The sequence below is a fragment of the Streptomyces sp. NPDC059679 genome (assembly GCF_042734105.1).
Lineage (GTDB): Bacteria > Actinomycetota > Actinomycetes > Streptomycetales > Streptomycetaceae > Streptomyces.
The window spans coordinates 259,198-284,665 of the sequence record NZ_JBHWES010000005.1; the positions used below are offsets into that span (position 1 = coordinate 259,198).

Annotated in this window: 19 protein-coding genes; 14 read left to right on the forward strand and 5 right to left on the reverse strand. The window is 74.0% G+C overall.

The window, feature by feature from the left end; all coding sequences use genetic code 11:
- Positions 1–27 precede the first annotated feature (27 nt).
- From pcp to ACFV2X_RS09145, 5 genes are all read left to right on the forward strand, one after another.
- A complete protein-coding gene (pcp, locus tag ACFV2X_RS09125; RefSeq protein ID WP_385613484.1) occupies positions 28–708 on the forward strand; it encodes a pyroglutamyl-peptidase I in 681 nt (226 codons plus the stop codon).
- Positions 709–797: 89 nt separating this feature from the next.
- Positions 798–1,775 (forward strand): DUF2891 domain-containing protein, encoded by a 978-nt coding sequence (locus ACFV2X_RS09130; protein WP_385613487.1) that lies wholly within the window; start codon positions 798–800, stop codon positions 1,773–1,775.
- Positions 1,776–1,954: 179 nt separating this feature from the next.
- On the forward strand, positions 1,955–3,487 hold the full coding sequence (locus ACFV2X_RS09135) for a hypothetical protein (protein WP_385613417.1): 1,533 nt from the start codon (positions 1,955–1,957) through the stop codon (positions 3,485–3,487).
- Between the two features lie 649 nt (positions 3,488–4,136).
- Positions 4,137–5,009, forward strand: a complete 873-nt coding sequence (locus ACFV2X_RS09140; RefSeq protein ID WP_385613489.1) for a hypothetical protein — start codon at positions 4,137–4,139, stop codon at positions 5,007–5,009.
- A 97-nt stretch (positions 5,010–5,106) separates the two neighbouring features.
- Complete coding sequence (locus ACFV2X_RS09145) at positions 5,107–10,500, forward strand: hypothetical protein (RefSeq protein ID WP_385613419.1); 5,394 nt, start codon at positions 5,107–5,109, stop codon at positions 10,498–10,500.
- A gap of 134 nt (positions 10,501–10,634) precedes the next feature.
- Here ACFV2X_RS09145 and ACFV2X_RS09150 read toward each other — a convergent pair whose 3' ends face one another.
- Positions 10,635–11,057 (reverse strand): hypothetical protein, encoded by a 423-nt coding sequence (locus tag ACFV2X_RS09150; protein WP_385613421.1) that lies wholly within the window; start codon positions 11,055–11,057, stop codon positions 10,635–10,637.
- A gap of 363 nt (positions 11,058–11,420) precedes the next feature.
- Between ACFV2X_RS09150 and ACFV2X_RS09155 the strand changes: the two genes are divergently transcribed.
- The 5 genes from ACFV2X_RS09155 (at position 11,421) to ACFV2X_RS09175 (ending at position 16,149) form a co-directional block, all read left to right on the forward strand.
- A complete protein-coding gene (locus ACFV2X_RS09155; RefSeq protein ID WP_385613424.1) occupies positions 11,421–14,321 on the forward strand; it encodes a nitrate- and nitrite sensing domain-containing protein in 2,901 nt (966 codons plus the stop codon).
- On the forward strand, positions 14,318–14,743 hold the full coding sequence (locus tag ACFV2X_RS09160) for a roadblock/LC7 domain-containing protein (protein WP_014174597.1): 426 nt from the start codon (positions 14,318–14,320) through the stop codon (positions 14,741–14,743). The genes ACFV2X_RS09155 and ACFV2X_RS09160 overlap by 4 nt, the downstream gene beginning before the upstream one ends.
- 15 nt (positions 14,744–14,758) lie before the next feature.
- On the forward strand, positions 14,759–15,154 hold the full coding sequence (locus tag ACFV2X_RS09165; protein ID WP_385613427.1) for a DUF742 domain-containing protein: 396 nt from the start codon (positions 14,759–14,761) through the stop codon (positions 15,152–15,154).
- Positions 15,135–15,728 (forward strand): ATP/GTP-binding protein, encoded by a 594-nt coding sequence (locus ACFV2X_RS09170; protein ID WP_385613430.1) that lies wholly within the window; start codon positions 15,135–15,137, stop codon positions 15,726–15,728. Before ACFV2X_RS09165 ends, ACFV2X_RS09170 begins: the two co-directional genes overlap by 20 nt.
- Positions 15,729–15,867: 139 nt before the next feature.
- Positions 15,868–16,149: a metal-sensitive transcriptional regulator gene (locus ACFV2X_RS09175; RefSeq protein ID WP_385613491.1), complete on the forward strand. Its 282-nt coding sequence runs from the start codon at positions 15,868–15,870 to the stop codon at positions 16,147–16,149.
- A gap of 78 nt (positions 16,150–16,227) precedes the next feature.
- Here the strand turns inward: ACFV2X_RS09175 and ACFV2X_RS09180 are convergent, their stop codons facing one another.
- Positions 16,228–17,430, reverse strand: a complete 1,203-nt coding sequence (locus ACFV2X_RS09180) for a lipid-transfer protein (protein WP_385613433.1) — start codon at positions 17,428–17,430, stop codon at positions 16,228–16,230.
- Entirely contained in the window at positions 17,427–17,903 is a 477-nt protein-coding gene (locus ACFV2X_RS09185; RefSeq protein ID WP_385613435.1) for a Zn-ribbon domain-containing OB-fold protein, read from the reverse strand. The genes ACFV2X_RS09180 and ACFV2X_RS09185 overlap by 4 nt, the downstream gene beginning before the upstream one ends.
- A gap of 170 nt (positions 17,904–18,073) precedes the next feature.
- On the opposite strand from ACFV2X_RS09185, the gene ACFV2X_RS09190 reads away from it, so the two are divergent.
- The 4 genes from ACFV2X_RS09190 to ACFV2X_RS09205 are packed head-to-tail and all read left to right on the forward strand — an operon-like array spanning position 18,074 to position 22,108.
- Positions 18,074–19,096 carry an ABC transporter ATP-binding protein gene (locus ACFV2X_RS09190; RefSeq protein ID WP_385613494.1) on the forward strand — a complete coding sequence of 341 codons (1,023 nt, stop codon included), beginning with the start codon at positions 18,074–18,076 and terminating at the stop codon, positions 19,094–19,096.
- A gap of 52 nt (positions 19,097–19,148) precedes the next feature.
- Positions 19,149–20,321 carry an ABC transporter substrate-binding protein gene (locus tag ACFV2X_RS09195; protein ID WP_385613438.1) on the forward strand — a complete coding sequence of 391 codons (1,173 nt, stop codon included), beginning with the start codon at positions 19,149–19,151 and terminating at the stop codon, positions 20,319–20,321.
- A 1-nt stretch (position 20,322) separates the two neighbouring features.
- A complete protein-coding gene (locus ACFV2X_RS09200; RefSeq protein ID WP_385613441.1) occupies positions 20,323–21,249 on the forward strand; it encodes an ABC transporter permease in 927 nt (308 codons plus the stop codon).
- Positions 21,250–21,295: 46 nt separating this feature from the next.
- Positions 21,296–22,108, forward strand: a complete 813-nt coding sequence (locus tag ACFV2X_RS09205; protein ID WP_385613444.1) for an ABC transporter permease — start codon at positions 21,296–21,298, stop codon at positions 22,106–22,108.
- Between the two features lie 31 nt (positions 22,109–22,139).
- On the opposite strand, the gene ACFV2X_RS09210 is transcribed toward ACFV2X_RS09205, so the two are convergent.
- Together ACFV2X_RS09210 and ACFV2X_RS09215 are read right to left on the reverse strand one after the other, a co-directional pair.
- A complete protein-coding gene (locus tag ACFV2X_RS09210; RefSeq protein WP_385613446.1) occupies positions 22,140–22,946 on the reverse strand; it encodes a M15 family metallopeptidase in 807 nt (268 codons plus the stop codon).
- Between the two features lie 109 nt (positions 22,947–23,055).
- Complete coding sequence (locus ACFV2X_RS09215; RefSeq protein WP_385613448.1) at positions 23,056–25,455, reverse strand: glycoside hydrolase family 31 protein; 2,400 nt, start codon at positions 25,453–25,455, stop codon at positions 23,056–23,058.
- Positions 25,456–25,468: the final 13 nt, after the last annotated feature.

Below are 25,468 nucleotides of genomic sequence, written 5' to 3' on the forward strand. Positions count from 1 at the left end.
GGGACCCCAAGGACCCCCGTGATTCCCGTGCCCGCCGCGATCCCCGTGCGCCCCGAGACTTCCGCGACCCGCGTGCTCCTCACCGGCTTCGAACCCTTCGGCGGCGAAGCCGTCAACCCCTCCTGGCAGGCCGTCTCGCTGGTCGCCGCCGGACCCCCGCCCGGCGTCCAGGTCACCGCCGCCCGGCTGAGCTGTGTCTTCGGCACGGCGCTCGACGAGCTGGCCGTGGCGGTGGAGCAGGCCGACCCCGATCTGGTGCTGTGCGTGGGGCAGGCCGGGGGCCGCACCGGCATCAGCGTGGAACGCGTCGCCATCAATGTGGACGACGCCCGTATCCCCGACAACGCCGGACGGCAGCCCGTCGACGAGCCGGTCGTCGCGGACGGCCCCGCCGCCTACTTCGCCGCCCTGCCCGTCAAGGCATGCGTCGCGGCGGTGCGGGCGGCCGGAATTCCCGCCTCCGTGTCCCAGACGGCCGGCACCTTCGTGTGCAACCACGTCTTCTACGGGCTCGCCCACCTGATAGCCACCCGCAGGCCCGCCCTGCGCGGCGGATTCGTGCATGTCCCGTACGCCCCCGAGCAGGTCGTGGACCGGGCCGAACCCTCCCTGCCCATCGACACGGTGGCGCAGGCGCTGCGGGCGGTCATCACCGCGGCCGTGACCACCCGCGAAGACCTCCGAGTCGCCGAGGGAGCCACCCATTGAGCAGCGGCCGACCCGATACGACGCCACCCCGGACCGCGGCGTCCCCGGAACGCACCGAACTCGCCCAACTCGCCGACCGGTTCGCAGCCGTGGCCACGGCCAACGTCACCCGGCCCTACCCGTACGCCCCGGCCCATCTGCTGCGCGGCCCCGAGGACCTGGTGCCGCCGCGTCACCACCACCCCGCCTTCTACGGCTCGTACGACTGGCACTCCTCGGTGCATATGCACTGGCTGCTGGTCCGGCTGCTGCGCCGCTGCCCCGACCGGGTCCGCGCCGAGGAGGTGACCGGGGTGCTGGACAAGCACCTCACGGCCGCGCACCTGGCGGCCGAGGCGGACTATCTGCGCGCCCGTCCGTCCTTCGAGCGTCCCTATGGCTGGGCCTGGCTGCTGGCGCTGACCGCCGAATGCCGGGCCCTGGGACCGGCGGGCAGCGGTTGGGCGGCGGCGCTGGAGCCGGCGGCCGCCGCCGTGGAGACGCTGCTGTACGACTGGCTGCGGCGGGCCACCTACCCGGTCCGGCACGGCGTCCACACCAACAGCGCCTTCGCCCTCGGCCTGATCCTCGACAGCGCCGCTGCGGCCGGGCGGGCGGCACTCGCCGAGCCGGTCGCGGCGGCGGTCGTCCGCTGGTTCGGCGACGACCACGACGCCCCGGCCCACTGGGAGCCCTCAGGACAGGACTTCCTCTCACCCGCCTTGACCGAAGCCGAAGCGGTCGGCCGGGTGCTTCCTCGGGCCAGGTTCGCCGGCTGGCTGGACGGCTTCCTGCCCGGCCTCGAACGCGGCGCTCCGGCCCCGCTGCTCACCCCGCCGGTCGTCTCCGACCCCACCGACCCGCAGATCGGCCATCTCATCGGGCTCTCGCTCAGCAGGGCGGCCGCGCTGCGCCGTATCGCCGCGGCGCTGCCCGAGGGCGATCCGCGCGGCCCCGTCCTGACCTCGGCGGCCGAGGACCACCTCGCCGCCGGACTGCCGTACGTGGTCTCCGGAGACTTCACCGGCGACCACTGGCTCGCCACCTTCGCGGCACTCGCCCTGGAGGAGTGCCCGCCCGGCGGCTGACGGGGCCGGGGGCCGCACAGAGCAGACAGTTGGCGGCTGACGAAGGCAGGTCCGCGCAGTGGCCGTCCGGGGTCCGCGCAGCGGCTCCGGAGGCGTCGTAGACTGATGGATCCGTCCGCGTGCCCGGCCGCTCCGCGCCGTTTCGTCCGTTGTCGGTGCGAGCGCCTAATCTGTGGGACGTGACTTCTCCACCGCCTGGAGCCGCCGCGCCCCAGCTCAACGGGTACGCCGGGGCCGCACGCCCGGCCCCGGGTCCGGCCGCAGACGAGGGCCTGGCCCGGCGGCTGCGCGCGCTCGCCTGCACCGCGCCGCTGCACGACCTCGACGCGCGCAAGGGCAGCCTCGCGGGCGAGTACTCGGTGTACGCGATGGCGGAGGTCGCCCTCTCCGCGATCGACCTGGTCACGCTCAACATGGACTTCGACACCGGCGCCGATCACGAGCAGATAGTGGCCAGGCTGCTGCCCCGCGTCGGCGCGCAGGCCCCGGACCGGCCCACCGCTGAGCATGAGCGCGTCGCCCGCTGGGTGCTGGAAAACCTGATCAACGTCGGCAGTGTGGACCGCGGCTTCCGCGCCGTCTACGGCACGTTCGGCCCCGACGGCGTCTATGTCCGCCGTGACTACGACTTCAAGCTGGTCGAGGAGGTGCCGGGGCCCGGCGGCAGCGTCTATCTGCGCACCACCGACGAAGCGGTCAACGTCCTGGTCGGCGCGCTCGACACGGACGTCACCAGCGCCCAGATCGCCGCCGAGGTGAAGCTGGAGGTGCTGATCAGCCGCGGCCGCCTGGCCGACGCCCAACTCGCCGCCGAACAGGCCCGCTACCGCACCGTGCAGTACTCCGAGACGCTGCGCCGCACCCTCGACGCCACCCGGCGCAATGTGCGCGCGGTCGACTGGCTGCGCACGGTCCCCGACCTGATCAGCGAGGCCCTGGACCACGTCGCCGACCGCTACCGCCATGAGAACGCGATCCTGACCAACATCCGCAAGGCCCGCGACGAGGCGGAGAGCGCCGAGAACAAACGGCGCGCCGCCGAGCTCGTCGACATAGTCAAGGACTGCATCCGCCGCCACACCCAGCTGCAGTCCCGGCTGCTGGAGGCCGGGCCGCTGTTCCGCGCCGAGCAGGACCGCCAGGCCTTCGCCACCCCGGCCGCGCACGCCGGACTCGACCTGTACGGGCAGCTCCTCGCGCCCCTGCTGCCGCTCCCCGTGGACCGCGCCCTCCGCGTCACCGACGCCTTCTTCGCCCGCGGCACGGGGTATCGCACCCCGACGTCCGTGCGCGTCGGCGACCTTGTGGACATGCTGCTGACCCCGCCCGTGGAGCGCGAGCACCTGGGCGCGGAGATGCCCGAGCCCGACCTGATCGCCACCCCCGACGACAGCCGCTTCAGCGAGGAGCAGCTGGCGGTCGCCATGCAGCTGCTCGATCTCCCGGCCGACGCCCCCCGCCGGCTCTCCGGCCTGCTGGCCGAGGCCCGCCACCGCGACCCCGAACTCCCCTACCTCATCGCCCTGCTGGCCGTCCACGCCGCGAGCCCGCCCGTCGGCACCGCCTACCGCCAGGGCGAGGAGCGGCTGCTGTTCGCCGTCGACGACGGCACCGAGCTGGACGACCCGGAGTTCGGCGGTGCCGACCTGATACTGGGCATGGCGCTGCTGGACGCGGCCGGAATGGCGGCGGACCGCGCGGAGGTGGCGTAGTGCGCGCGTTGTGCCGGCGCGGCGGAGGTGGCGTAACGCCCGCGTCGTGCCGATGCGGCGGACCGGTGGTAGCGGCGCCGCGCCGTGGGGCGGTGCCACGGCGAGGGGCAGTGCCACGCCGCGGTGCGGTGCGGTGCTTTGGGGCGGCGCTCTGCCATGGGGCGGCACCCTGCCCCTGTCGTGGGGCGGCGCGGTGCCGCGGCGGGTGCGCCGTACGGCGGGGCGAGGCGCCGTACGTCCGCGGGGCCGGACCGCGACGGTGCGGTTCGGCGCCGTGCTCGGGGCGCCCCGGTCCGGTGACCGGCCGGGCGCCGGAGGCGCTGGGTGCGTGGCTGCCCGCCTGTTCCGCCGCACCTCCGGGGCCCTCCCCGGTGCCGCCGCGCGCATGCGCGCGAGCGGGCGGCGGCGCGGGGGCCTGCCGCAGGGCGGCCGCTCGCCGCGCCGGGCAGCACCCTCCACCGCTTCGGCTTCCGCTTCGGCGAGCGACCCAGACGGCGCACGCCGGCGCCACCGGATCCACCGCGACCCGCGGCTCTGACCAGGCCGCGGCCCACAAGGAGCTTCACCCGTGAGCGAGTACGACCCCACAGACGGCGCGCAGCCGGAGCTGACGTCCTCGGTGCAGAGCGCGCTGGGCGCATCGGGCGTTTTGGGCGCGGGCACGGCGGGAGCGTCGGGCGCGGCGGAAGGCGCCGCTCCGCTCACGCCCGCCGACGCGGCCGACGCGGCGCGTCTGGTCGCCTTCGGGCTGCAGCCGAAGCTGCTGCCCGCCCGTGACGTCGAGTACGCCGAGCTGCTGCGCCGCCACCGCGACGACCCGGCGTTCGCGCGGCTGGCCGACGCCGTGGCCGCCGGGCTCGGCCTGATCGTGCTCGAGGTCTCCACCCGGGCCGGGATGGCCGTGGCCGCCGCGGAGGACTCCGTCTTCGCCGTCCGTATGGGCGACTACGCCCGCCGGGCCTCCACCGACTCCGCCGACCGTTTCCTGCACGGCCTCGCCCATCTCGCCGTAGCGGCCATGGCCTTCCCGCGCCCCGAGGACCTTGCCGACGACGGCTACATCGGCCGGGTCACGGTCAACGGCATCGACGCCTTCGTACGGCAGGCGTGCCGCCGTCTGGAGGAGCGCGCCGAGGAGGAAGGGGAGAACACCGACCCGGCCACTGACGCGCCCGGCCTGGAGGCAGCCTGGCGGGTGTACGCGCGGCGCAGCGCCACCGGTGCCACGAAGGACGCGCGGCGGCTCGCCGGTTCGACGACCGGCATCGTCGGCAAGGCCGTCGCCTTCCTCGTCGACTCCGGATTTCTCCAGCGCACCGGGGACGACGCCGGAGGCGCGTACCGAACGACCGCCCGCTACCAGCTTCAGGTACGCGACATGGCGGGCAGCGCCGCCATGGCCGAACTGCTCGAACTGGGCGTCGTGCCCATGAGCGACGGCAGCGCGACGCTGTTGCCGCCGGACGACAGCGACGACCTGGAGCTGGTCGCCGACGCGGGTCTGCCCTTCCACACGCCCTGACCAGCCACCACCCGACCGCCCCTTTTCGACCGCCCCTTTTCGACCTTCCCTCTCCGATCCGACCCTCCCCCCTTCACGACAACGAGAGTCCGCCGCCATGTACGAGCTGTCCCGGGTCCGCCTCTACTCCATCGGGCCGGCCGGTGCGCGCTATGCCGACACCGTGCTGGACCTGCGCGGAGTCGGCGAGCCGGTGCCCAGCCCCGCCCCCACCCAGGCGGAGTTCTTCGAGGAGGAGCCCGTCGGCCCGCCGCGGCGTCCCGCGCCCGCCGGCGTGCTCTTCCTGGAGAACGGCGGCGGCAAGTCCGTCCTGCTCAAGCTGATCTTCTCGGTGATGCTGCCCGGCCACCGCAACACGCTGGGCGGCGCCAGCTCCGGCGTGCTGCGCAAGTTCCTGCTCGCCGACGACTGCGGGCACGTCGCGCTGGAGTGGCAGCACACGGTCACCGGTGAGACGGTCGTCGTCGGCAAGGTCAGCGAATGGCGCGGCCGCCAGGTGTCCAACGACCCGCGGAAGTTCGCCGAGGCGTGGTACTCCTTCCGCCCTGGGCCGGGTCTGAGCCTGGACTCCCTGCCGGTCGCCGAGTCCGCGGCCGTGCGGCCCCTCGTCGAGGGCGCCTCCACGGCCCGCGGCCGCCGCCGCACCATGAAGGGCTTCCGCGACGCCATCACCGAGGCGGACAAGGCCTATCCGCACCTCGACGTGACCTGGGTGGAGATCCACGAGCGCTGGAACGAACACCTCGGCGAGCTCGGACTCGACCCCGAACTCTTCCGCTACCAGCGGGAGATGAACGCCGACGAGGGCGAGGCCGCCGGCCTGTTCGCGGTCAAGAACGACTCCGACTTCACCGATCTGCTGCTGCGCGCCGTCACCGACACCCGCGATACGGACGGGCTCGCCGACCTCGTGCACGGCTTCGCCCACAAGCTCGGCCGCCGCGCGGAGCTGACGGCCGAGCGCGACTTCACGGCCGGCTCACTCGACCTGCTGTCCCGCATCGCCGACGCCGCGGAGCGGCGTGAGCAGGCCCGCGGGGTGCACGCGGGCGCCGAGCGCCGCACCCGTACGCTCGCCCGGCGGCTGTCGGGGCGCGGCGCCGAGGAGCGCGAGCGCGCCGCCGAGCTCGCCCAGCAGGTCGCCACCGCGGCCCACGCCGTCACCGAGGCGGAGGGTGCGCGCGGCCGCAGCTCCCTGGTCGCCGCGGAACTCGCCTACCGGCACGCTTCATTGGCGCTCGCCGCCGCGGAAAAGGGCGCGGCAGCGCAGCGGCGCGAGGTCAACGACGCCCGCACCCTGCACTCCGCATGGCAGGCCGCCGAGACGGTGCTGCGCCACCGCGCCGCCGCCGACCGCTCGGCGCGCGTCGCCGCCGCGATCCGCGAGGCCGAGCGGGACGCCGCCCCCGCGCTGGCCGCCCGCGCCAAGGCCGCCGCCGACCTCGTACGGACCCTGCACGCGGCGGCCGAGGACGGCGAGCGGCTGGCCAACGAGGAGGAGGAGCGCTCCGCCGCGCTCCAGGAGACGGGAGAGGCCGCACACCGCGACGCCACGGCCGCCGCCACCGCCGCCCAGCGCGCCCGCAGCGAGACCGAGCACCTGCGGCAGCGGCTCGTGGAGGTCGAGCAGGAGACCGCCGAGGCGGTGCGCGCCGGCTGGCTCGACGACTCCGCCCCGGACGCCGACCCGGCCCGCGCCGCTCTCGCCGCCAGCGACGCCGAGAAGACCGCCGTCGCCGCCTGGGACGCCGCCCGCGAGGCGGCCCGCCGCACCGCGGACGCCGCCAAGGAGGCCGCCGCCGAGCACTCCCGCACCGAACTCGCCGCCGCCCGCGCGGCCGACGCGTCCAGCGCGGCGGTGGCTGCGTACGACGCGGAGCGTCGCGCGGCGGAGTCCCTGGGCTCCGAACAGCGCATCGTCGAACTCCTCGGCCTCCCCACCGCCACCCCGGCCACCCCGTCCGTTCCCGCCCCGCGCGCCGGGCGGCCGCTGGCGGCCGAGGCCGGCTCGCCCGGGCGGGTGACGACGCGCGTCGACGAACTGGAGCAGCCGCACTCCGCGCCCGCTACCTCCGCCCGCTCGCTGCCCGCTGACGCCCGCCCGCCCGGCCGCGTCTCCGCCCACGTGGACGAGACGGAGTCCGACACGCAAGCGGCCGACACCCCGTACGCCCCGCCGGCCGGCGACCCCGACGACAGCACCCGGACCGCCGACGAGGCCGAGGACTGCTGGGACCCCGGAGTGGGCGACGCCGCCCCGGCCGACAGCGCGGCAAGGGGCACCACGGCTCGCGGCGCAGCCGATGCGCCCGGGGGCGTGACTCGTGGGGCCGAGGACGGCAACGGTGGCGCGGCCGGCACCGCACGTGCCGGCGCTGGGGGCGCGACGGACGGTGCGGGTGCCGAGCCCGAGTGGCTGACCGGTGATGCCGGAGCGCAGGCTGAAGGCCCGACAGATGGTGCGGCTCGCGGTACCGAGGCCGCTACGGGCGGCGCAGGGCGCGGGGCCGGGGACACGGCCGGTGGCGGGAGCACCCTCAGGGCCGCCGCACACCGGGGCGCCACCGCGGACGGGCGAGCCGAGGGGCGGCAGGAGGACGCGGCCCACGGAGGCGAGGACTCGGCCCGTGGCGGCGAAGGCTCGGCCGACAAGGCCGCCGTGCGCCGGGGCGTGGCCGGCGGGCGGCGGGACGGTGGGGGCGACGGTGCCGCGCGGCCGGCGGGTGGCGTCGCCGAGCGGGCCCGCGAAGAGGGGCCGCTGAGCGCTGAGGAACTGGACCGGAACGCCGACGCGCTGCGGGAGTTGCTTGACGAGAGCGTCGCCTCCGCCGAGCGGCAGCTCTTCGATCTGCGCACGGCCGCGGCCGACGACGCGCGGATTCTCGGCGCGCTCGGCGACGGAGGGCTGCTGCCGCCCAGCCCCGATGTGCTGGCCGCGGTGGAGTACCTGGGCGAGCACGGCATCCCCGCGCTGCCCGGCTGGCGGTATCTGGCGCAGGCCGTGGACCCCGTCGACCACGCCGCGGTGCTGGCCGCACGGCCGGAGTTGGTCGACGGGGTGGTCATCACCGACCCCGACACCCACGCGCGGGCGCGCGAGGTGCTCGGCACGGCGTCGCTGCTGCCGCGCTCCGCCGTGGCCGTCGGGACGGCGGCCGCGCTGCTCGCGCCGACGCCGCCGCCCGGGGCGCAGGACAGCGGCGTGTTCCTGGTGCCGCCGAACCCGGCGATGCACGACGAGCGGGCCGCCGACGACGAGCGGCGGGAGTTGCGCGCGCGGGCCACCGCGCGGGACGAGGAGATCCGGGCGCTCGCGGCCCGGCTGGCGGGGGACCGGGCGCTGGCGGCGCGGCTGTCGGCGTGGCGTACGGGATGCCCGCCCGGGCGACTCGCGGAGCTGGCGGAGGCGGCCGAGGCGGCTCGTGAGGCGGCCGAGGAGGCGCAGCGGGAGCTGGCGGAGGCCCGTACGGCGAGGGTGGAGGCGGACGAGGCGGCCGGCGAGGCGGCCCGGGTGCGCGATGAGCGGCAGGAGGCGGCGCAGCGGGCCCGCCGCGCCGCCGACGCGCTGGCGGGGCTCGCGTTCCGGCTGCGGGAGCGCGCCGCCTGGCAGACCAGGCTGCGCGAACTGGCGGACGAGGCCGCGGAGTACGAGGAGCGGGCCGCCGCGTGTGTGGACCGGGCGCGCGCGGCGGACGAGGACCGGCGCGCCGCCCAGCGCGCGGCCGACGACGCGCACCGCACCGCCCGCGCGCTGCGCGCCGAGCGCGCCGAGATCGCGGGCGCGCCCGACGACGTGGCGGACGGCGCACCGCCCACCGCCTCGCTGCCCGCCCTCCGCGAGGCGTATCGCGCGGCCTCACAGGTGTACGAGAAGGTCGGCGTCGGCGCCGATCTGCGCGCCGAACAGGCCCGTGCGGAGAGCGACGAGAGCGCCGCGCTGGCCACCCTGGACCGGCTCACCAACAAGGTCCGCACCCGCGCCGCCCAGCTCCTGGAGAGCACGGACGGCGCGGACGGCCCGTCCCGCCAGGCGGCCGCGGCCCGCGCCGAGTCGCTGGTGCACATGATGGAGACGCGCGCGTCGGCGGCGAGCGAGCAGCTGGGCCGGTTGCGCGGCGAGGCGGAGCGGCTGGCGCCCGCGGACGGCGAGGCGCACACCGAGCTGCCGGATGGGATGGTCCCGCAGGACGCCGAGCAGGCCAAGGAGCTGCTGCGCTCGGCGAACGCCGAACTCAGCACCCGTGCGGACGCGCTGGAGACCGCCCGCACCACCCACAGCGAGCTGCTGCGCGCCCACCGCGCCGCCGAGGACGCGGCGGGCGGCTTCGAGGAGACCGCCGCGCTGCTGCGGGACCTGCTCCGCGACCACCAGGACGCGGCCGTCGACGGAACACCCGAGCAGCCCGAGGCGTACGCCGGGAGCCTCGCGGAGGCCCGGCAGGCGGCCGCCGAGACCCGCCGCTCGCTGCGCGGCTGCGCGGGTGACCTGTCGGCGGCCGAGGCCGCCGTCCGGGAGGCGAGCGATGTGCTCGTACGGCATGCCAACGCGAACCGTTACGAGCAGGTGCGCACCCCCGCCCGGCAGCAGATCCGCGAGCTGCCCGCGTCCGCCCTGCCGGAGCACGCCGCGGCCTGGGCCGAGGCGTTCGCGCCCCGGCTGCGGGTGCTGACCGACGAGCTGGCCCAGCTGGAGCGCAACCGGGACAGCATCGTGGACCGGCTGCGCGGCCTGGTCGAGTCGTCGCTGGCGACGCTGCGCTCGGCCCAGCGGCTCTCCCGGTTGCCCGAAGGGCTCGGGGAGTGGTCGGGGCAGGAGTTCCTGCGGATCCGCTTCGAGGACCCGGACCAGGCGACGCTCGCCGAGCGGCTTGGCGAGGTCATCGACGAGGCGACCCGCTCCGCCGTGCGGAAGAACTCCGACCTGCGCCGTGACGGCATGTCGCTGCTGCTGCGCGGGGTGCACGCGGCGCTCCTGCCGCGGGGCGTGGCCGTGGAGATCCTCAAGCCGGACGCGGTGCTGCGCGCCGAGCGGGTGCCGGTCGGGCAGATGGGCGATGTCTTCTCCGGCGGGCAGCTGCTGACCGCGGCCATCGCCCTGTACTGCACGATGGCGGCGCTGCGCTCCAACGACCGGGGCCGGGACCGGCACCGCCATGCGGGCACGCTGTTCCTCGACAACCCCATCGGGCGCGCCAACGCGACGTATCTGCTGGAGCTTCAGCGGGCGGTGTCGGATGCGCTGGGCGTGCAGCTGCTCTACACCACGGGCCTGTTCGACACGACGGCGCTGGCCGAGTTCCCGCTGGTCATCCGGTTGCGCAATGACGCGGATCTGCGCGCGGGGCTGAAGTACATCAGCGTCGAGGAGCATCTGCGGCCGGGGCTGCCCGAGCGGGACCCGGAGGACGGCCAGGTGCACGGGCAGATCACGGCGACCCGTATGTACCGCCGCCCGGACGCCCCGGACCCGGCGGAGGCCCCGGCCGACTAGCCGGGGCCGCGGGGGCGTACGGAGGCAGAGCCGGGGGCCTACGGAGACAGCGGGGCTTGCGGCTGTCGTCGGGGAGCTCGCGGCCGGTGCGCACGCCCCCGCCCGGCGCGGGCACCGTCAACCGCCCCAGCCCGTCACGCCGCCGCCCCTCGCGCAGGTCCGCGCTCCGCGGACCGCGGGGGCGCGCCGACCGGCCCCGCCTTGCGGGCCCGGCGGCGCTGCCTGCGCAGCTGCCGCGCGGTGCTGCTGGGCCGGGACACCACCCCGTAACGCTGGTTCCACACCTGCCGCGTCACCCATACGTCCAGCACGCCCCAGGTGGCCAGAACCGTGCTGCCCACCGTGGTCAGCACCGAGGGGAACGCCAGCCACGAGTCGGCCAGCGCGCTCAGCACCGCGATCATCGCCTGCACCAAGGTCACCGCGACGATGATGACCGCGCGCACCGCCGCCGTACGGACCGGATCGGGGAGCCGGCGCCTTCGGGCCGGCTCCTCTGTCCACAGCGGGCGAACCGCGCGCTGCGGGATGTCGCGATCCTTGTCCATGGCGTCCATGAAGCCCCTACACCTTTCAGCGGCTGCCCAAGTCCGGCGGTTTCAGAAAGCGGGACATGGGTCGTATTCCCCCTTAGTGTGCCCCCTCAGTGCACGAATAACAGCGGCGGGAGGTTCCCCCGGAGGGGGGAAATCCAGCCAAGGGTTGGCTCATTCCGTCCCGCTGAGGCCGGCAAATGAGGGTGGGGCGCCGGGGGGTAAGTCAGCCCATCACCGGACAACTCATGATGGCGGCAGGGTGACCGGCCCCGGCATCAAGCGGACAGCCCTTCGAGTTGTCGAACGGGCAGTAGTAGGCTCGCGCCGCTTGTTGTCGGAACTCGAACACCGCCCCCGTACAACGGGGTTGACGTTGGGGAGGCCATGCGCTTTCGCGGGAAATCGATCCGCCGGAAGATCGTGGCGCTGTTGCTGGTGCCACTTGTCTCGCTGACGGCAATTTGGGCCTTCGCTACAGTGATCACCACTCGTGAGGCGATTCGGCTCCTGGACGCCTCCGACATCATCGACAAGGCCGGTCAGCCGGCCGAGGAGGCTGTTCACGCCATTCAGAAGGAGCGCCGGCAGACCCTCGTCCTCCTGGCCGATCCGCGCCAGGCCGACGCACTTCCCGTGCTCCACGCGCTGCAGCGCAAGACCGACGAGGTCATCGGCGTCCTGAGGGACGCGGCCGCGGACGGCGATGTGCGCGACATGATGAACTCCGATTCGGAGGATCAGCTCGCCGCCATTCTCAAGGCGGCCGAGGGCCTGGACGGCCTGCGGCGCAAGGTGGAGGACCACGGCGCCAGCCGCGCGGCGGCATATGAGTATTACAACAAACTCGTCGACCTCTGCTACACCTTCCGCAGTTCGCTGCACGCCGTGCCCGATACGGACCTGGACAAGCAGGGCCGTGCGCTGGTCGCCATGATCCGTGCCCGCGAGGCGCTCTCCCGCGAGGACGCGCTGTACGTCTCGGCGCTGACGGCGCGCAAGATGCTCCCGGAGGATATGCACGCGATCTCCGACCTCATCGCCGAGCGCAATCTGCTGTACGAGACCAGCCTGCCGATCCTGCCCGCCTCCGAGCAGAAGATCTTCTCGGACTACCGGCGCAACAACGCCGCGCCCGCCGCGCTGCGCCTGGCCGAGGGCAAGCTCATGGCCTCCACCAAGCCGTCCGACGCGCTCCGCGTCCTGGACCGGAAGCACTGGGAGGCCGCCGCCCAGCCGATGCTCAACGACTACGACCGGCTGGGCAAGGAGGCGACCGACCGCCTCCAGAAGCGCATCGACCCGGTGGCCGACGACGTCATGCTCAGGGCCGGTGCCGCCGGAATCCTCGGCCTGCTGGCCCTGCTCGCCTCGATCTTCGTGTCGTTCAGGATCGGCCGCACTCTGATCCGCGACCTGTCCCGGCTGCGCAAGGACGCCCAGGACGCCTCCAGCGTGCGGCTGCCGAACGTGATGCGCCGTCTGGGCGCCGGCGAGCAGATCGATGTGGAGACCGAGGCGCCCCGCCGCGAGTTCGGCCAGGACGAGATGGGTCAGGTCGGCCTGGCCCTCAACACCCTGCAGCGCGCCGCCGTCGAGGCGGCCGTCAAGCAGGCCGAGCTGCGCCAGGGCGTCTCCGACGTCTTCGTCAACCTGGCCCGCCGCAGCCAGGTGCTGCTGCACCGCCAGCTGACCCTGCTGGACGCGATGGAGCGGCGCACCGAGGACACCGACGAGCTCGCCGACCTGTTCCGCCTGGACCATATGACCACCCGTATGCGGCGGCACGCCGAGGGCCTGGTCATCCTCTCCGGCGCGGCCCCCTCCCGGCAGTGGCGCAAGCCGATCCAGCTCATGGACGTCGTCCGCGCGGCGGTCGCCGAGGTCGAGGACTACGAGCGGATCGAGGTCCGGCGCATGCCGCGGCTCGCGGTCAACGGCCCGGCGGTCGGCGACCTCACCCACCTCATCGCCGAGCTCCTGGAGAACGCCACCGTCTTCTCGCCCCCGCACACCGCTGTTCAGGTGCACGGCGAGCGGGTCGCCAAGGGGTTCACGCTGGAGATCCACGACCGGGGCCTGGGCATGACGTCCGACGCGCTGCTGGAGGCGAACCAGCGGCTCGCCGAGACCCCGGAGTTCGAGCTGTCCGACACCGACCGGCTCGGCCTGTTCGTGGTCAGCCGGCTCGCCCAGCGGCAGGGCGTACGGGTCTCGCTGCAGCCCTCCCCGTACGGCGGCACCACCGCGATCGTGCTCATCCCCTCGGCCCTGCTCACCGACAGCGGTGAGGGCGGCCAGGACGCCGACGACAGCTACGAGAGCGGTGCGTACGAGAGCGGCCGGGACCGCGGGCGCGGCGTCTCCGACGTCAGGATGGGTCCGGACAGCAGGCTGCAGGCCGTCGCGGAGCCGCCGGTCTCCTACGAGGAGCCGCCGGTCTCCTTCTCCGACTTCTCCGACCGGGCGGGCCGCAAGGTGTCGGTGGTCGACGGGCCGGTCGAACTCGAGCCGTCCGTCGCGCCGCTCGCACAGGCCGGTGCCGAGGACGCGGTCGAGGACGACGACGAAGCGGGCGCGATCTTCCGCGCCCGCGGGCTGTCGCAGACGCCGCCCGCGGCCGCCAGGCCCACCGGGCCCGTGCCGCATCAGCGGATGCCCGAGGCGCAGCATCAGCAGGCGCGGGACGGCGCGCCGGGCGGCCGGGACCAGGGCCCCGCGCCGCTGCCCCGCCGCGTCCCGCCGGTGCTCGTCTCCGACAACGGCCGCCCGGTGCGGGGCGCCCCGGCCGGCGGCCGGCACGCCCGCCCGCAGAGCGGTGCACAGCAGGACCGTACGCAGAGCGGTGCGCAGCCGTCCTGGGCCCAGAGGGAGGGCCGTTCCGACGGCCCGGGCCCGGCCGACGGCCAGGGTGGATCCGCGTCCTGGAACGCGGGCCGAGCCCCCGCCCCCGAGCAGCAGGCGCAGGCAGCCTGGAACGGGGAGCGCACCAGACCGGAGCGCCCGGAGCGACCGGAACGCCCGGTGCCGGCCCAGCGGTCGGCGTCCGGTCTGCCCAAACGGGTGCGGCAGGCCAGCTTGGCACCCCAGTTGAAGAACGACCCCGCTCCGCAGACCGAGGCGGACCGATACCCTGCCGAGACCGACCCCGAGCGCGACGCCGAACAGGCGCGGGCCACCATGGCCTCGCTCCAACGGGGATGGCAGCGCGGCCGGCGCCAGACGGCCACTGGGAACGGCGGGTCGGACACAGCACCTGGAACAACATATGAGGGGGACGGTCGATGACCGCACCGCACGCAGCACGGAACGCCTCGCCGAGAGGTTCTGGCGAGCTGAACTGGCTGCTCGATGAACTGGTCGGGCGCGTCGGCAGCATCCGCAAGGCGCTGGTGCTGTCGGGCGACGGCCTGCCCACCGGCGGATCCCGTGACCTGTCCCGCGAGGACGGTGAGCACCTGGCGGCCGTGGCCTCGGGCTTCCACTCCCTCGCCAAGGGAGTGGGCCGCCACTTCGACGTCGGGCGGGTCCGCCAGACCATCGTCGAGCTCGACGACGCCTTCCTGTTCGTCACCGCGGCCGGCGACGGCAGCTGTCTGGCGGTGCTCGCCGACGCCGACTCGGACGTCGGACAGGTGGCGTACGAGATGACGCTGCTGGTCAAGCGGGTGGGCGTGCATCTGGGCAGCGCGCCTCGAGCCGGCGGGTGACGGGGGAGAGGGGAGATGTCCGCAGAGGGTGAAGGCGACGCCCGCTGGTTCGACGACGCGGCGGGACCGGTGGTCCGGCCCTACGCGATGACACGGGGTCGCACCCGTAGCGCCGCCGAGGGAAAGCTCGACCTCATCGCGGTGGTCGTCGCCGACAGCGTCAACCACATGCCCGTCGCCGACCAGACGTTGTCCCCGGAGCACATCGACATCGTCGAGCTGAGCCGGGACTCCCCTCAGTCCGTCGCCGAACTGGCAGCCGAACTCGACCTGCCGGTCGGCGTCGTCCGGGTGCTCATCGGGGACCTGTTGCACGCGGCACTCGTCCGAGTGTCCCGGCCCGTACCTCCGGCGGAACTGCCGGACGAGAGGATTCTGCGCGAGGTGATCAATGGTCTACGGGCACTCTGACATGGGCCGCTCTCATGTCGTTGACCCCATCACGCTGAAGATTCTGGTGGCGGGCGGGTTCGGCGCGGGCAAGACGACTCTGGTGGGCGCGGTGAGCGAGATCAAACCGCTGCGCACCGAGGAACTGCTCAGCGAGGCGGGCCGGCCGGTCGACGACATCGCGGGGGTGGAGGCCAAGACGACCACCACCGTGGCCATGGACTTCGGGCGCATCACGCTCCGCGAGGACCTGGTGCTCTATCTGTTCGGCACCCCGGGACAGGACCGATTCTGGTTCCTGTGGGACGAGTTGGCGACGGGCGCGCTGGGTGCCGTCGTCCTCGCCGACACCCGGCGGCTGGAGGACTGCTTCGCCGCGGTCGACTACTTCGAGCGGCGCGGCATCGCCTTCACGGTCGCGGTCAACTGCTTCCAGGGCGCCACCCGCTACCCCGAGGACGCGGTGCGCGACGCACTCGACCTCGACCCGGGCACACCGGTCATCCTGTGTGACGCCCGGGAGCGGGAATCCGCCAAAAGCGTGCTCATCTCGGTCGTCGAGCACGCGATGATGGCCTCCGCGGCCAGGCGCTAGCGAGGCGCCGCCAGGCCGCGTCGGCGATACGGCCCGTACCCCGCCGTCCGGGGTGCGGGCCGTGGTGTGTCTCGGGACTTCTCCGGCCGGGCAGGTCGCCCGCCGGGTATCTGGAAGGGGAGGGGCTGTGGAGCCGGAACTGGGGCTGGAGTTGGCGGCCGAGGAGCTGACCGCGGTGCTGAACCGGCTGCGCCGGGCCCAGGGGCAGATCGCCGGGGTCGTCCGGATGATCGAGGAAGGCCGGGACTGTGAAGAGGTGATCACCCAGCTGGCGGCCGCGTCCAGGGCGCTGGACCGGGCGGGGTTCGCGATCATCGCCAACGGTCTGCAGCACTGCCTCGCCGAGGAGAACGGCGCCCGGCCGCAGACCCGGGAGCGCACGCGGGCGCGGCTGGAGAAGCTGTTCCTGTCACTGGCCTGACCCGCGCGACACGCTCAGACGCGCGGCGCGCCCGACGGACCGCGATGCCCGACACGCACCGACACACGCCCGCCGCGCTCACCGGACCGCGATCACCGACGACCCGTGCCCGAACAGCCCCTGGTTCGCGGTGATCCCGGCCCGCGCCCCGGCCACCTGCCGCTCCCCGGCCTGGCCCCGCAGCTGCCAGGTCAGCTCGCACACCTGGGCGATGGCCTGCGCCGGGACCGCCTCGCCGAAGGACGCGAGGCCACCGCTCGGGTTGACCGGCAGCCGCCCGCCGAGCGCGGTGGCGCCCTCGCGCAGCAGCTTCGCGCCCTCCCCGGCCCCGCACAGCCCCAGGTCCTCGTACCACTCCAGCTCCAGCGAGGTGGACAGGTCGTACACCTCCGCCAGCGACAGCTCCTCGGGCCCGAGCCCCGCCTCCTCGTACGCCGCCCGTGCGATGGCGGCGCGAAAGGTGTCGGGCTCCGGGTCCAGGGCGGCGGCCGCCGAGTCGGTCGCGATGTCCGGGAGGTCGAGCGCGGTGCGCGGATAGCGCGGGGTGACGGTGGAGACCGCGCGGATCCGCACCGGCCGCGGGACGCCCTGCCGCCGGGCGAAGTCCATGCTGCTCAGCACGAGCGCCGCCGCCCCGTCGGAGGTCGCGCAGATGTCCAGCAGCCGCAGTGGATCGGCGACGACCGGGGAGGCGGCGACGTCCTCGGCGGTGACGGCCGTGCGGTAGCGGGCGCGGGGGTTGGCGGCTCCCGCGGCCGCGTTCTTCACCTTGACGCGCGCGAAGTCCTCGGGCGTGTCGCCGTATACGGCCATCCGGCGGCGCGCCCAGAGCGCGAAGTACGCGGGGTTGGTCGCGCCCAGCAGCCGGAAGCGCAGCCAGTCGGGGTCGTCGGGCCGGTCGCCGCCGACGGGGGCGAAGAATCCCTTGGGCGCCGCGTCCGCGCCGACGACGAGCACGGTGTCCGCCAGCCCGGCCAGGATCTGGGTGCGGGCGGTGTTGATGGCCTGCGCACCGGAGGCGCAGGCGGCGTACACGCTGGTCACGCGCGCCCCCTGCCAGCCGAGTGCTCGCGCGAAGGTCGCGCCCGCCACCTGTCCGGGGTAGCCGGACCGTAAGGTGTTCGCGCCGACCACGGACCCGATGGCCGGCCAGTCCAGACCGGCGTCGGCCAGTGCGGCGCGCGCGGCCACCGTGCCGTACTCGACGAAACCGCGGCCCCATTTGCCCCACGGGTGCATCCCCGCGCCCAGCACCGCCACATCGCGGCCGTCGCCGGTCATGACCGCTCCCCGGTGACAGGCACGACGGGCACGACGGGCACGACGGGCCGCCAGTTCCAGGTGGTCCAGATGTGCTCGGCGTCCTCGTTCAGCACCCCGGGCACCGCCTCGACCTCCATCCCCACGGCCAGGTCGGCCAGGGTCACCCCGGGCGCGCCCTGCCCGAGCACCACCATCCGCTCGGCCGCCAGCTCCACGGCGATGAGCGTGTACGGCCGCCACTCGGCGTCCGGATCGCTGACGTACGGCGCGGGCGGCCGGTAGCGCCCGTCGGTGTACGACCAGACGCGGCCGCGCCGGGACAGCGGCACCTCGTCCAGTTCGGTGGACGCGCAGCCGGGGCTGCGGCAGAAGGAGTCCTCGCGCGGGAAGAACACCGAGCCGCAGGCCCGGCACCGCGTCCCCAGCAGCCGGAACTCCTCACCCTCGGTGGTGAACCACCCGGGGACCACCGGGGTACGGGTGCGCGGCACAACGCCTCCCAGACTGCGGAATCGATTAACTGACGATACGTCAGAAGTGTGGCACAGCGGCCGTGGGGCACGTAACCCCGGTACGGAGGGCGCCTCCCGGCGCAGCCGGGGCGCGTGACCAAAAGCCCGGAGGGCCCTGACGACGCCCCATGGAGGGAGCAGGCGTGGCCATGACGGATGCGGCGGTCCGGCTGGTGGCCGTGGTCAAGGACTTCGGCTCCGTACGGGCGGTCGACGGCGTCGATCTCTCCCTCACGGAAGGCGAGTTCTTCTCCCTCCTCGGCCCCTCCGGCTCCGGCAAGACCACCCTGCTGCGCCTCGTCGCCGGCTTCGAGCGGCCCACCGCGGGCCGCGTCGAGCTGTCCGGCCGCGATGTCACCGCCCTGCCGCCGCACCGCCGCGATGTGCGCACCGTCTTCCAGGACTACGCCCTCTTCCCGCATATGAGCGTCGAGCAGAACGTCGCCTACGCCCTGACGGTGCGCGGTGTACGCAAGGCCGAGCGCATCGCCCGCGCCCGCGACGCGCTCGCCACGGTCCGACTGGACGGCTTCGGGCCGCGCCGCCCCGCCGAGCTCTCCGGCGGCCAGCGGCAGCGCGTCGCCCTGGCCCGAGCCCTGGTCGACCGGCCCGCCGTGCTGCTGCTCGACGAACCCCTCGCCGCGCTCGACCTCGGTCTGCGGCGGGAGATGCAGACCGAGCTGAAGGAGCTTCAGCGCACCACCGGCATCACCTTCCTCCTGGTCACCCACGACCAGGAGGAGGCGCTGACCATGAGCGACCGCGTCGCGGTGGTCTCGGACGGCCGGATCGAACAGGTCGGCCCGCCCGTGGACGTGTACGAACGCCCCGCCACCGCCTTTGTCGCGGGCTTCATGGGCACCACCAACCTGCTGCGCGGCCCGGCGGCCGTCCGCGTGGTGGGCCGCCCCGGTGCGTACAGCATCCGGCCCGAGCGCATCCGCCTGGCCGGCCTCACCGAGCCGCCCGCCGACGGGGAGCGGACCGTGACGGGGCGCATCGCGGACATCGTGCACGCCGGGGCGCACACCCGTTTCACCGTCGCGCTCCCGGACGGCGACCGGCTGACCGTGATCCGGCAGAACCTGGCCGATCTGCCGCGCTCCGTTCGCCCGGACGCCGAGATCCGGCTGCTGTGGGACGACAACGACGCCTTTCCCGTACCGAGCTGACAGCGCGATACTGACGAAATCCCGGACAGCCATGTCATAGGGGAGGACCAAGATGCGGAAGACATCTGTGGGGAGGTCCGCGGCCGCGGTGTGCGCCCTGCTGCTGGCCGTCACGGCCTGCGGTTCGGACGACGGCGGCGAGCGGGCGAAGGCCCCGGAAAAACTCGGCAAGGGCGAGGGCAAGGTCAACATCATCGCCTGGGCGGGCTATGCGGAGGACGGCTCCAACGACCCGGAGGCCGACTGGGTCCATCCCTTCGAGAAGAAGACCGGCTGCCAGGTCAACACCAAAGTCGCCGGGACCTCCGACGAGATGGTCTCCCTCATGAAGACCGGGCAGTACGACACCGTCTCCGCCTCCGGCGACGCGACCCTGCGCCTCATCGCCTCCGGCGACGCCGCCCCCGTCAACACCAAGCTGGTGCCCAACTACAAGGACATCTTCCAGGGCCTCAAGATGCGCCCGTTCAACTCCAAGAGCGGCCAGATGTACGGCATTCCGCACGGCCGCGGCGCCAACCTCCTCATGTACCGCACCGACAAGGTCAAGCCCGCCCCCGACTCCTGGCGCGCCGTCTTCGACGACGCCGACGCCTACCGCGGGCACGTCACCGCGTACGACTCGCCCATCTACATCGCCGACGCCGCGCTGTACCTGATGAAGACCAAGCCGTCCCTGGGCATCAAGGACCCGTACGCCCTGGACCGCACCCAGCTCGACGCCGCCGTCGCACTGCTCAAGAAGCAGCACAAGGCGGTCGGGGAGTACTGGAGCGACTACCAGAAGGAGATCACCTCCTTCAAGGGCGGCGACAGCGTCATCGGCACCACCTGGCAGGTCATCGCCAACCTCGCCCAGGCCGACAAGGCACCGGTCAAGGCCGTGCTGCCCAAGGAGGGCGCCACCGGCTGGTCCGACACCTGGATGGTCTCCGCCAAGGCGGAACACCCCAACTGCGCCTACAAATGGCTCGACTGGATCGTCTCCCCGAAGGTCAACGCCCAGGTCGCCGAGTACTTCGGCGAGGCCCCCGCCAACGCCAAGGCATGCGCCAAGACCGCCGACCCCCGCCACTGCGCCGTCTACCACGCCGACGACGAGAGCTACTACCAGCGGGTCCACTTCTGGACCACCCCCATCAAGCAGTGCCTCGACGGCCGTAAGAACACCACCTGCACCGACTACACCCAATGGACCAGGGCCTGGACCGAGATCAAGGGCTGAGATGCGAGCCCCCGCCCCCGCCCCCGACCCCGGACCCAGCTCCGCCCCGGGCGCACCCTCAGATGCCCACCCCGCCTCCGGTCCCGCCCCAGGCCCCCGCACCGCCGCCCGGCTGCGCCTCGCGGCCCTGCTCGGCCCGCCGCTGCTGTGGCTGACCCTGGCCTATCTCGGCTCGCTCGGCGTCCTGCTGATCTCCGCCTTCTGGACCACCGACTCCTTCACCTCGGACGTCGTCCGCACCTGGAACACCGACAACTTCCATGAGCTGCTGACCACCCCGGTCTACCGCACCGTCGCGCTGCGCACCCTGTCCATCGCGGTCGCCGTCACCCTCATCGACGCGCTCCTCGCCCTGCCCATGGCCTTCTTCATGGCGCGCGTCGCGGGCCGCCGGTGGCGCCGGCCACTGCTGGTCGCCGTCCTCACCCCGCTCTGGGCCAGCTACCTGGTCAAGGCGTACGCCTGGCGGGTCATGCTCGGCCGGGACGGCGTCGTCAACGCGGCCCTGGCGCCGCTCGGGCTGCACGGGCCGGGATACGGCACCACCGCCGTCATCATCGTGCTGGCGTATCTGTGGCTGCCGTACATGATCCTGCCGGTGTACGCCGCCCTGGAGCGGATCCCCGAACGGGCGCTTGAGGCCTCCGCCGACCTCGGCGCCGGGCCCTGGCGCACGCTGCGCTCGGTCGTCCTGCCCGCCGTACGCCCCGCGCTGCTGGCCGGATCGGTCTTCACCTTCTCGCTCAGCCTCGGCGACTACATCACCGTGCAGATCGTCGGCGGCAAGACCCAGCTGATCGGGAACGTCATCGCCGCACAGGTCACCCTCGACCTGCCCATGGCCGCCGCGCTCTCCGCGGTGCCCGTCGTCCTCATCGTCTGCTACCTGGCCGCCGTACGCCGGGCCGGCGCCCTCGACTCCCTCTGACACCCTGCCCGCCCGCCCACTCGGCCTGTTGAAGGAGGTACCACCCGTGCGGCTGTCGCGCACCGCCCGTATCGCCCTCGGCTGTGTCACCGCCGCCGGGCTCGCCGTCGTCTACGCGCCCCTGCTGCTGGTCCTGCTCAACTCCGTCAACTCCGACCGCTCCTTCGGCTGGCCGCCCAGCGGCCTGACCGGCCGGTGGTGGCGCGCCGCGCTGCACAGCGAGGGCGCGCGGGAGGCGCTGCTCACCTCCGTACGGGCCGGGCTCGCCGCGACCGCCATCGCCCTGGTGCTGGGCACCATGGCCGCGTTCGCAGTCCACCGCCACCGCTTCTTCGGGCGGCACACCGTGTCCTTCCTGCTGGTGCTGCCCATCGCGCTGCCCGGCATCGTCAGCGGCATCGCCCTCAACGCGGCCTTCCGCACCGTCCTCGACCCCTTCGGCGTCGGCTTCGGCCTGTTCACGGTGGTCGTCGGGCACGCCACCTTCTGCGTCGTCGTGGTCTTCAACAACGTCGGGGCACGGCTGCGCCGCGTCGCGCCCTCGATGGCCGAGGCATCCGCCGACCTCGGCGCGCGCCCCTGGCAGACCTTCCGGTACGTCACCTTCCCGGCCGTCCGCTCGGCGCTCTTCGCGGGCGGGCTGCTGGCCTTCGCGCTGTCCTTCGACGAGATCGTGGTGACCACCTTCACCGCCGGACCCGGGACCAGCACCCTGCCCATCTGGATCTACGAAAACCTGGCCCGGCCCCACCAGGCCCCCGTCGTCAACGTGGTCGCCGCGCTGCTGGTCGCCCTGTCCGTGCTCCCCGTCCACGTCGCCCAGCGGCTCTCCGCCGACCCGGCGGGCGGACGGCTGTGAGCCGTGCCGCCCACCGGGTGCGCCCGCGGTCTCAGTTTCCGCGCAGCGCCTTGTGCGAGACGGGGAAGTCGAAATAGGTGTCCGGGAACAGCTCAGGCTTGTAGGTGTAGTGCCACCACTCCTCGGCCAGATTCACAAAGCCCAGACCCTCCAGCGTGTCCTTCAGCAGCAGCCGGTTCGCCCGCTGCGCACCCTGGATGCGCGGGTCCAGCGTGTGCGAGAGGGTGTCGAAGCAGTCGTAACCCGTGCCCATGTCCACCGAGTTGTCCGGGAACCGCTCGTCCTTCGGCGCGTAGCACGGCACCAGCTTCTCGCCCGGCTCGTACGGACGGGTGGGCACGGCGGGCAGCTTCACGATGGTCAGGTCCATGGTGCTGCCCCGGCTGTGCCCCGACTTCTCCGCTATGTAGCCGTCCTCGAACAGCCGCGTCTTGTCGACGTCCGGGTAGAACTCCCCCTTCATCGACTGGTCGTCGAGGTCCTTGGCCCACTCGACGAAGTCGTTGACCGCGCGCTGCGGCCGGTAGCAGTCGTACACCTTGAGCGTGTAGCCCTGCCGCAGCAGGGTGGACTGCGCATGGTGCAGCGCCTCGGCGGCCGGGCGGGTCAGGATGCACAGCGGCTCGCGGTAGCCGTCCACGCGGTGGCCGGTGAAGTTGTGCGGGGTGTAGTAGCGGATCTCTTGAAGGATCGTCGGGTCCACGTCGCTCAGCGCCACGAACTCCTTCGGGGCCTTGGTTTCGGCCTGTGCCTGCGCCGGGGCGGGCGAGGCGGAGACGGCCAGGAGGGCGGCGAAGGGCAGGGCGAGCGCGCGCAGCGCGGCAGTGAATCTCGGCATGGCCCCCTCAGATATCAGGACGGCGGGGTTCCGAACAAGCCCCGGCCGCCCTTATCCAGTACGCGACTGACTGCCTCACTCAGTACGCGAATCGCTGCCAGTACGCGACTCACCGCCCGCGCGGCCGCTCCTGCGGCATTTGACCGCGCACCCGCACCGGATACCCGGGCTCCGCCGCGCCCGCCCGCTCGACCACCACCTCGCCGTCCCGCAGCCGCGTGGTGAACCGCACCGACTCCGGCTTGTCCCAGCCGTCGCCCGGGTCCACGACCAGCGTCCAGCCGTGCCCGCGGGCCTGCGCCGGAGCCCACACCTCCAGCTCCACCCCGCCGTCCGCGCCCGCCACCGGCACCACCGCGCCCGCCCGCGCCAGCACCGGGACGCGCGACAGCGGCGCGTCCAGCACCACCTGCCCCGGCCCCTCGTACGCCCGGCCGGTCGCCGTGTCGTACCAGCGGCCGCGCGGCAGCCGCACCGACCGCCGCTCCGCGCCCTCCTCCAGCACCGGCGCCACCAGCAGCGCGTCCCCCAGCAGAAACGCGTCCTCGCAGTCGCGCAGCGCCCGGTCCTTGGGCCAGCGCCACCACACCGGCCGCGCGTACGGGGCCCCGGTGCGCCGGGCCTCGTACGCCAGCGTGACGAAGTACGGGAGCAGCCGCTGCCGCTCGCGCAGCGCGGCCGTCGCGTGCTCCAGGACCTGCTCCCCGAACTCCCACGGCTCCCGCCGCCCCGCCCATATCGCCGAATGGGTGCGGAACAGCGGCAGATACGAAGCCAGTTGGAACCAGCGCAGATACAGCTCGGGGGACGGGCTGCCGGTGAACCCGCCGACGTCAGGACCGGAGTACGGCACCCCCGACAGGCCGAGCCCCAGCACCAGGGACAGCGAGGCGCGCAGCCCCGGCCAGCCGGTCGCCACATCCCCGGACCAACTGCCCCCGTACCGCTGCAGCCCTGCCCACCCCGAGCGGGAGAACAGGAACGGCCGCTCCTCGGGCCGCAGCTTCAGCAGCCCCTCGTAGCCGGCCCGCGCCATCGCCAGACCGTAGACGTTGTGCGCCTCGCGGTGGTCGCCGCCGCGGCCCTCCAGGACGTGCCGGGCCGAGCGCGGCAGCGTCGGATCGCCGAAGGCCGCGAAGGAGACCGGCTCGTTCATGTCGTGCCACACCCCGGAGAAACCCTGCTCAAGCCGGTCCGCGTACAGCCCGCCCCACCATGAGCGCACCCGCGGATCGGTGAAGTCCGGGAACACCGCCTCGCCCGGCCACACCACCCCGCGCACCTCGCGCCCGCGCGTGTCGCGTACGAACGCGTCCTGCGCGGCGCCGCTGTCGTACACCGCGGTGCCGCGCTCCGCCTTCACCGCCGGATCGACGATCGACACCAGCCGCGTCCCGCCCTCCCGCAACTCCGCCGCCAGCCCGGGCAGATCGGGGAAGCGTTCCGTGTCCACCGTGAACACCCGGTGCCCGGCGAGGTGGTCGATGTCCAGGTGCAGCGCCGACAACGGCAGCCCCCGCTCCCGGTAGCCCGCCACCACCCGCCGCACCTCCTCCTGACCGCCGAACCCCCAGCGGGCGTGGTGGTAGCCCAGCGCCCAGCTCGGCGGCACCGCGGCGGCGCCCGTGAGCGCCGCCCAGCTCTGCAGCACCCGGGCGGGCGTGCCCACGATCACCCAGTAGCGCAGCGGGCCGCCCTCCATCCGCGTCCGGCAGCCGCCCGGCCGGTCGTGCCCGGACCCCTCGCCCTCCTCGCCCTCCCGCAGCGTGACCGTGCCGTCCCACGAGTTGTCGTGGAACACCAGATGCGTGCCCGCGTCCGCCACGACCAGCTGCACCGGCATGGTCAGATACAGCGGATCGTCCCCCGGCTCGAAGCTGCCGCCCGGATCGGTGTTCCACAGCCGGTACGAGCCGTCCCGCAGCCGCGGCCCGGACGCCCGCCCGCCGAGCCCGAAGAACCGCGCGTCCGCCGCGACCTGCGACCGCTGCTCCCAGCGCGCCGCCACACCGCCGGCGCCCGACACATCACCCGCCGCATCACCCGCCACCGGCTCCCACCAGCGCGGTGGCAGATCCCGCCGCAGCACCACCCCGCCCGGGGTGCGCACCTCCACCGCCCCGTTCCGCGAGACCGTCACCGTCACCCGCTCGGCGACCACCCGCCAGCCACCGTCCGTATCCGGCTCGAGCCGCACCCGCTCGTCCGGGTCCGGGCAGGACCCGTCCAGCGCGTACGAGGGCTCCGGCTCGGCGCCGTCCCAGCCGCAGAACACCGCGCCGCCCGCCGTCACCCGCACCCGCAGCGAGGACCGCGCGAAGCGCACCACCCCGCCCCCCGGCTCCGGGTCCGCGCCCCGCACCAGGCCCGGCACCCGAGCGCGCTCCGGTCCGCGCCGCGGCAGCCCGACCGCGTCGGAACGCCGACGCCGCCATGCCGAGCGCAGCGACCTGAGCCCCTGCGCCGTACTGACCACCTTCACCGACCGCACCAGGTCACGCGCATCCATGATGATCACCTTG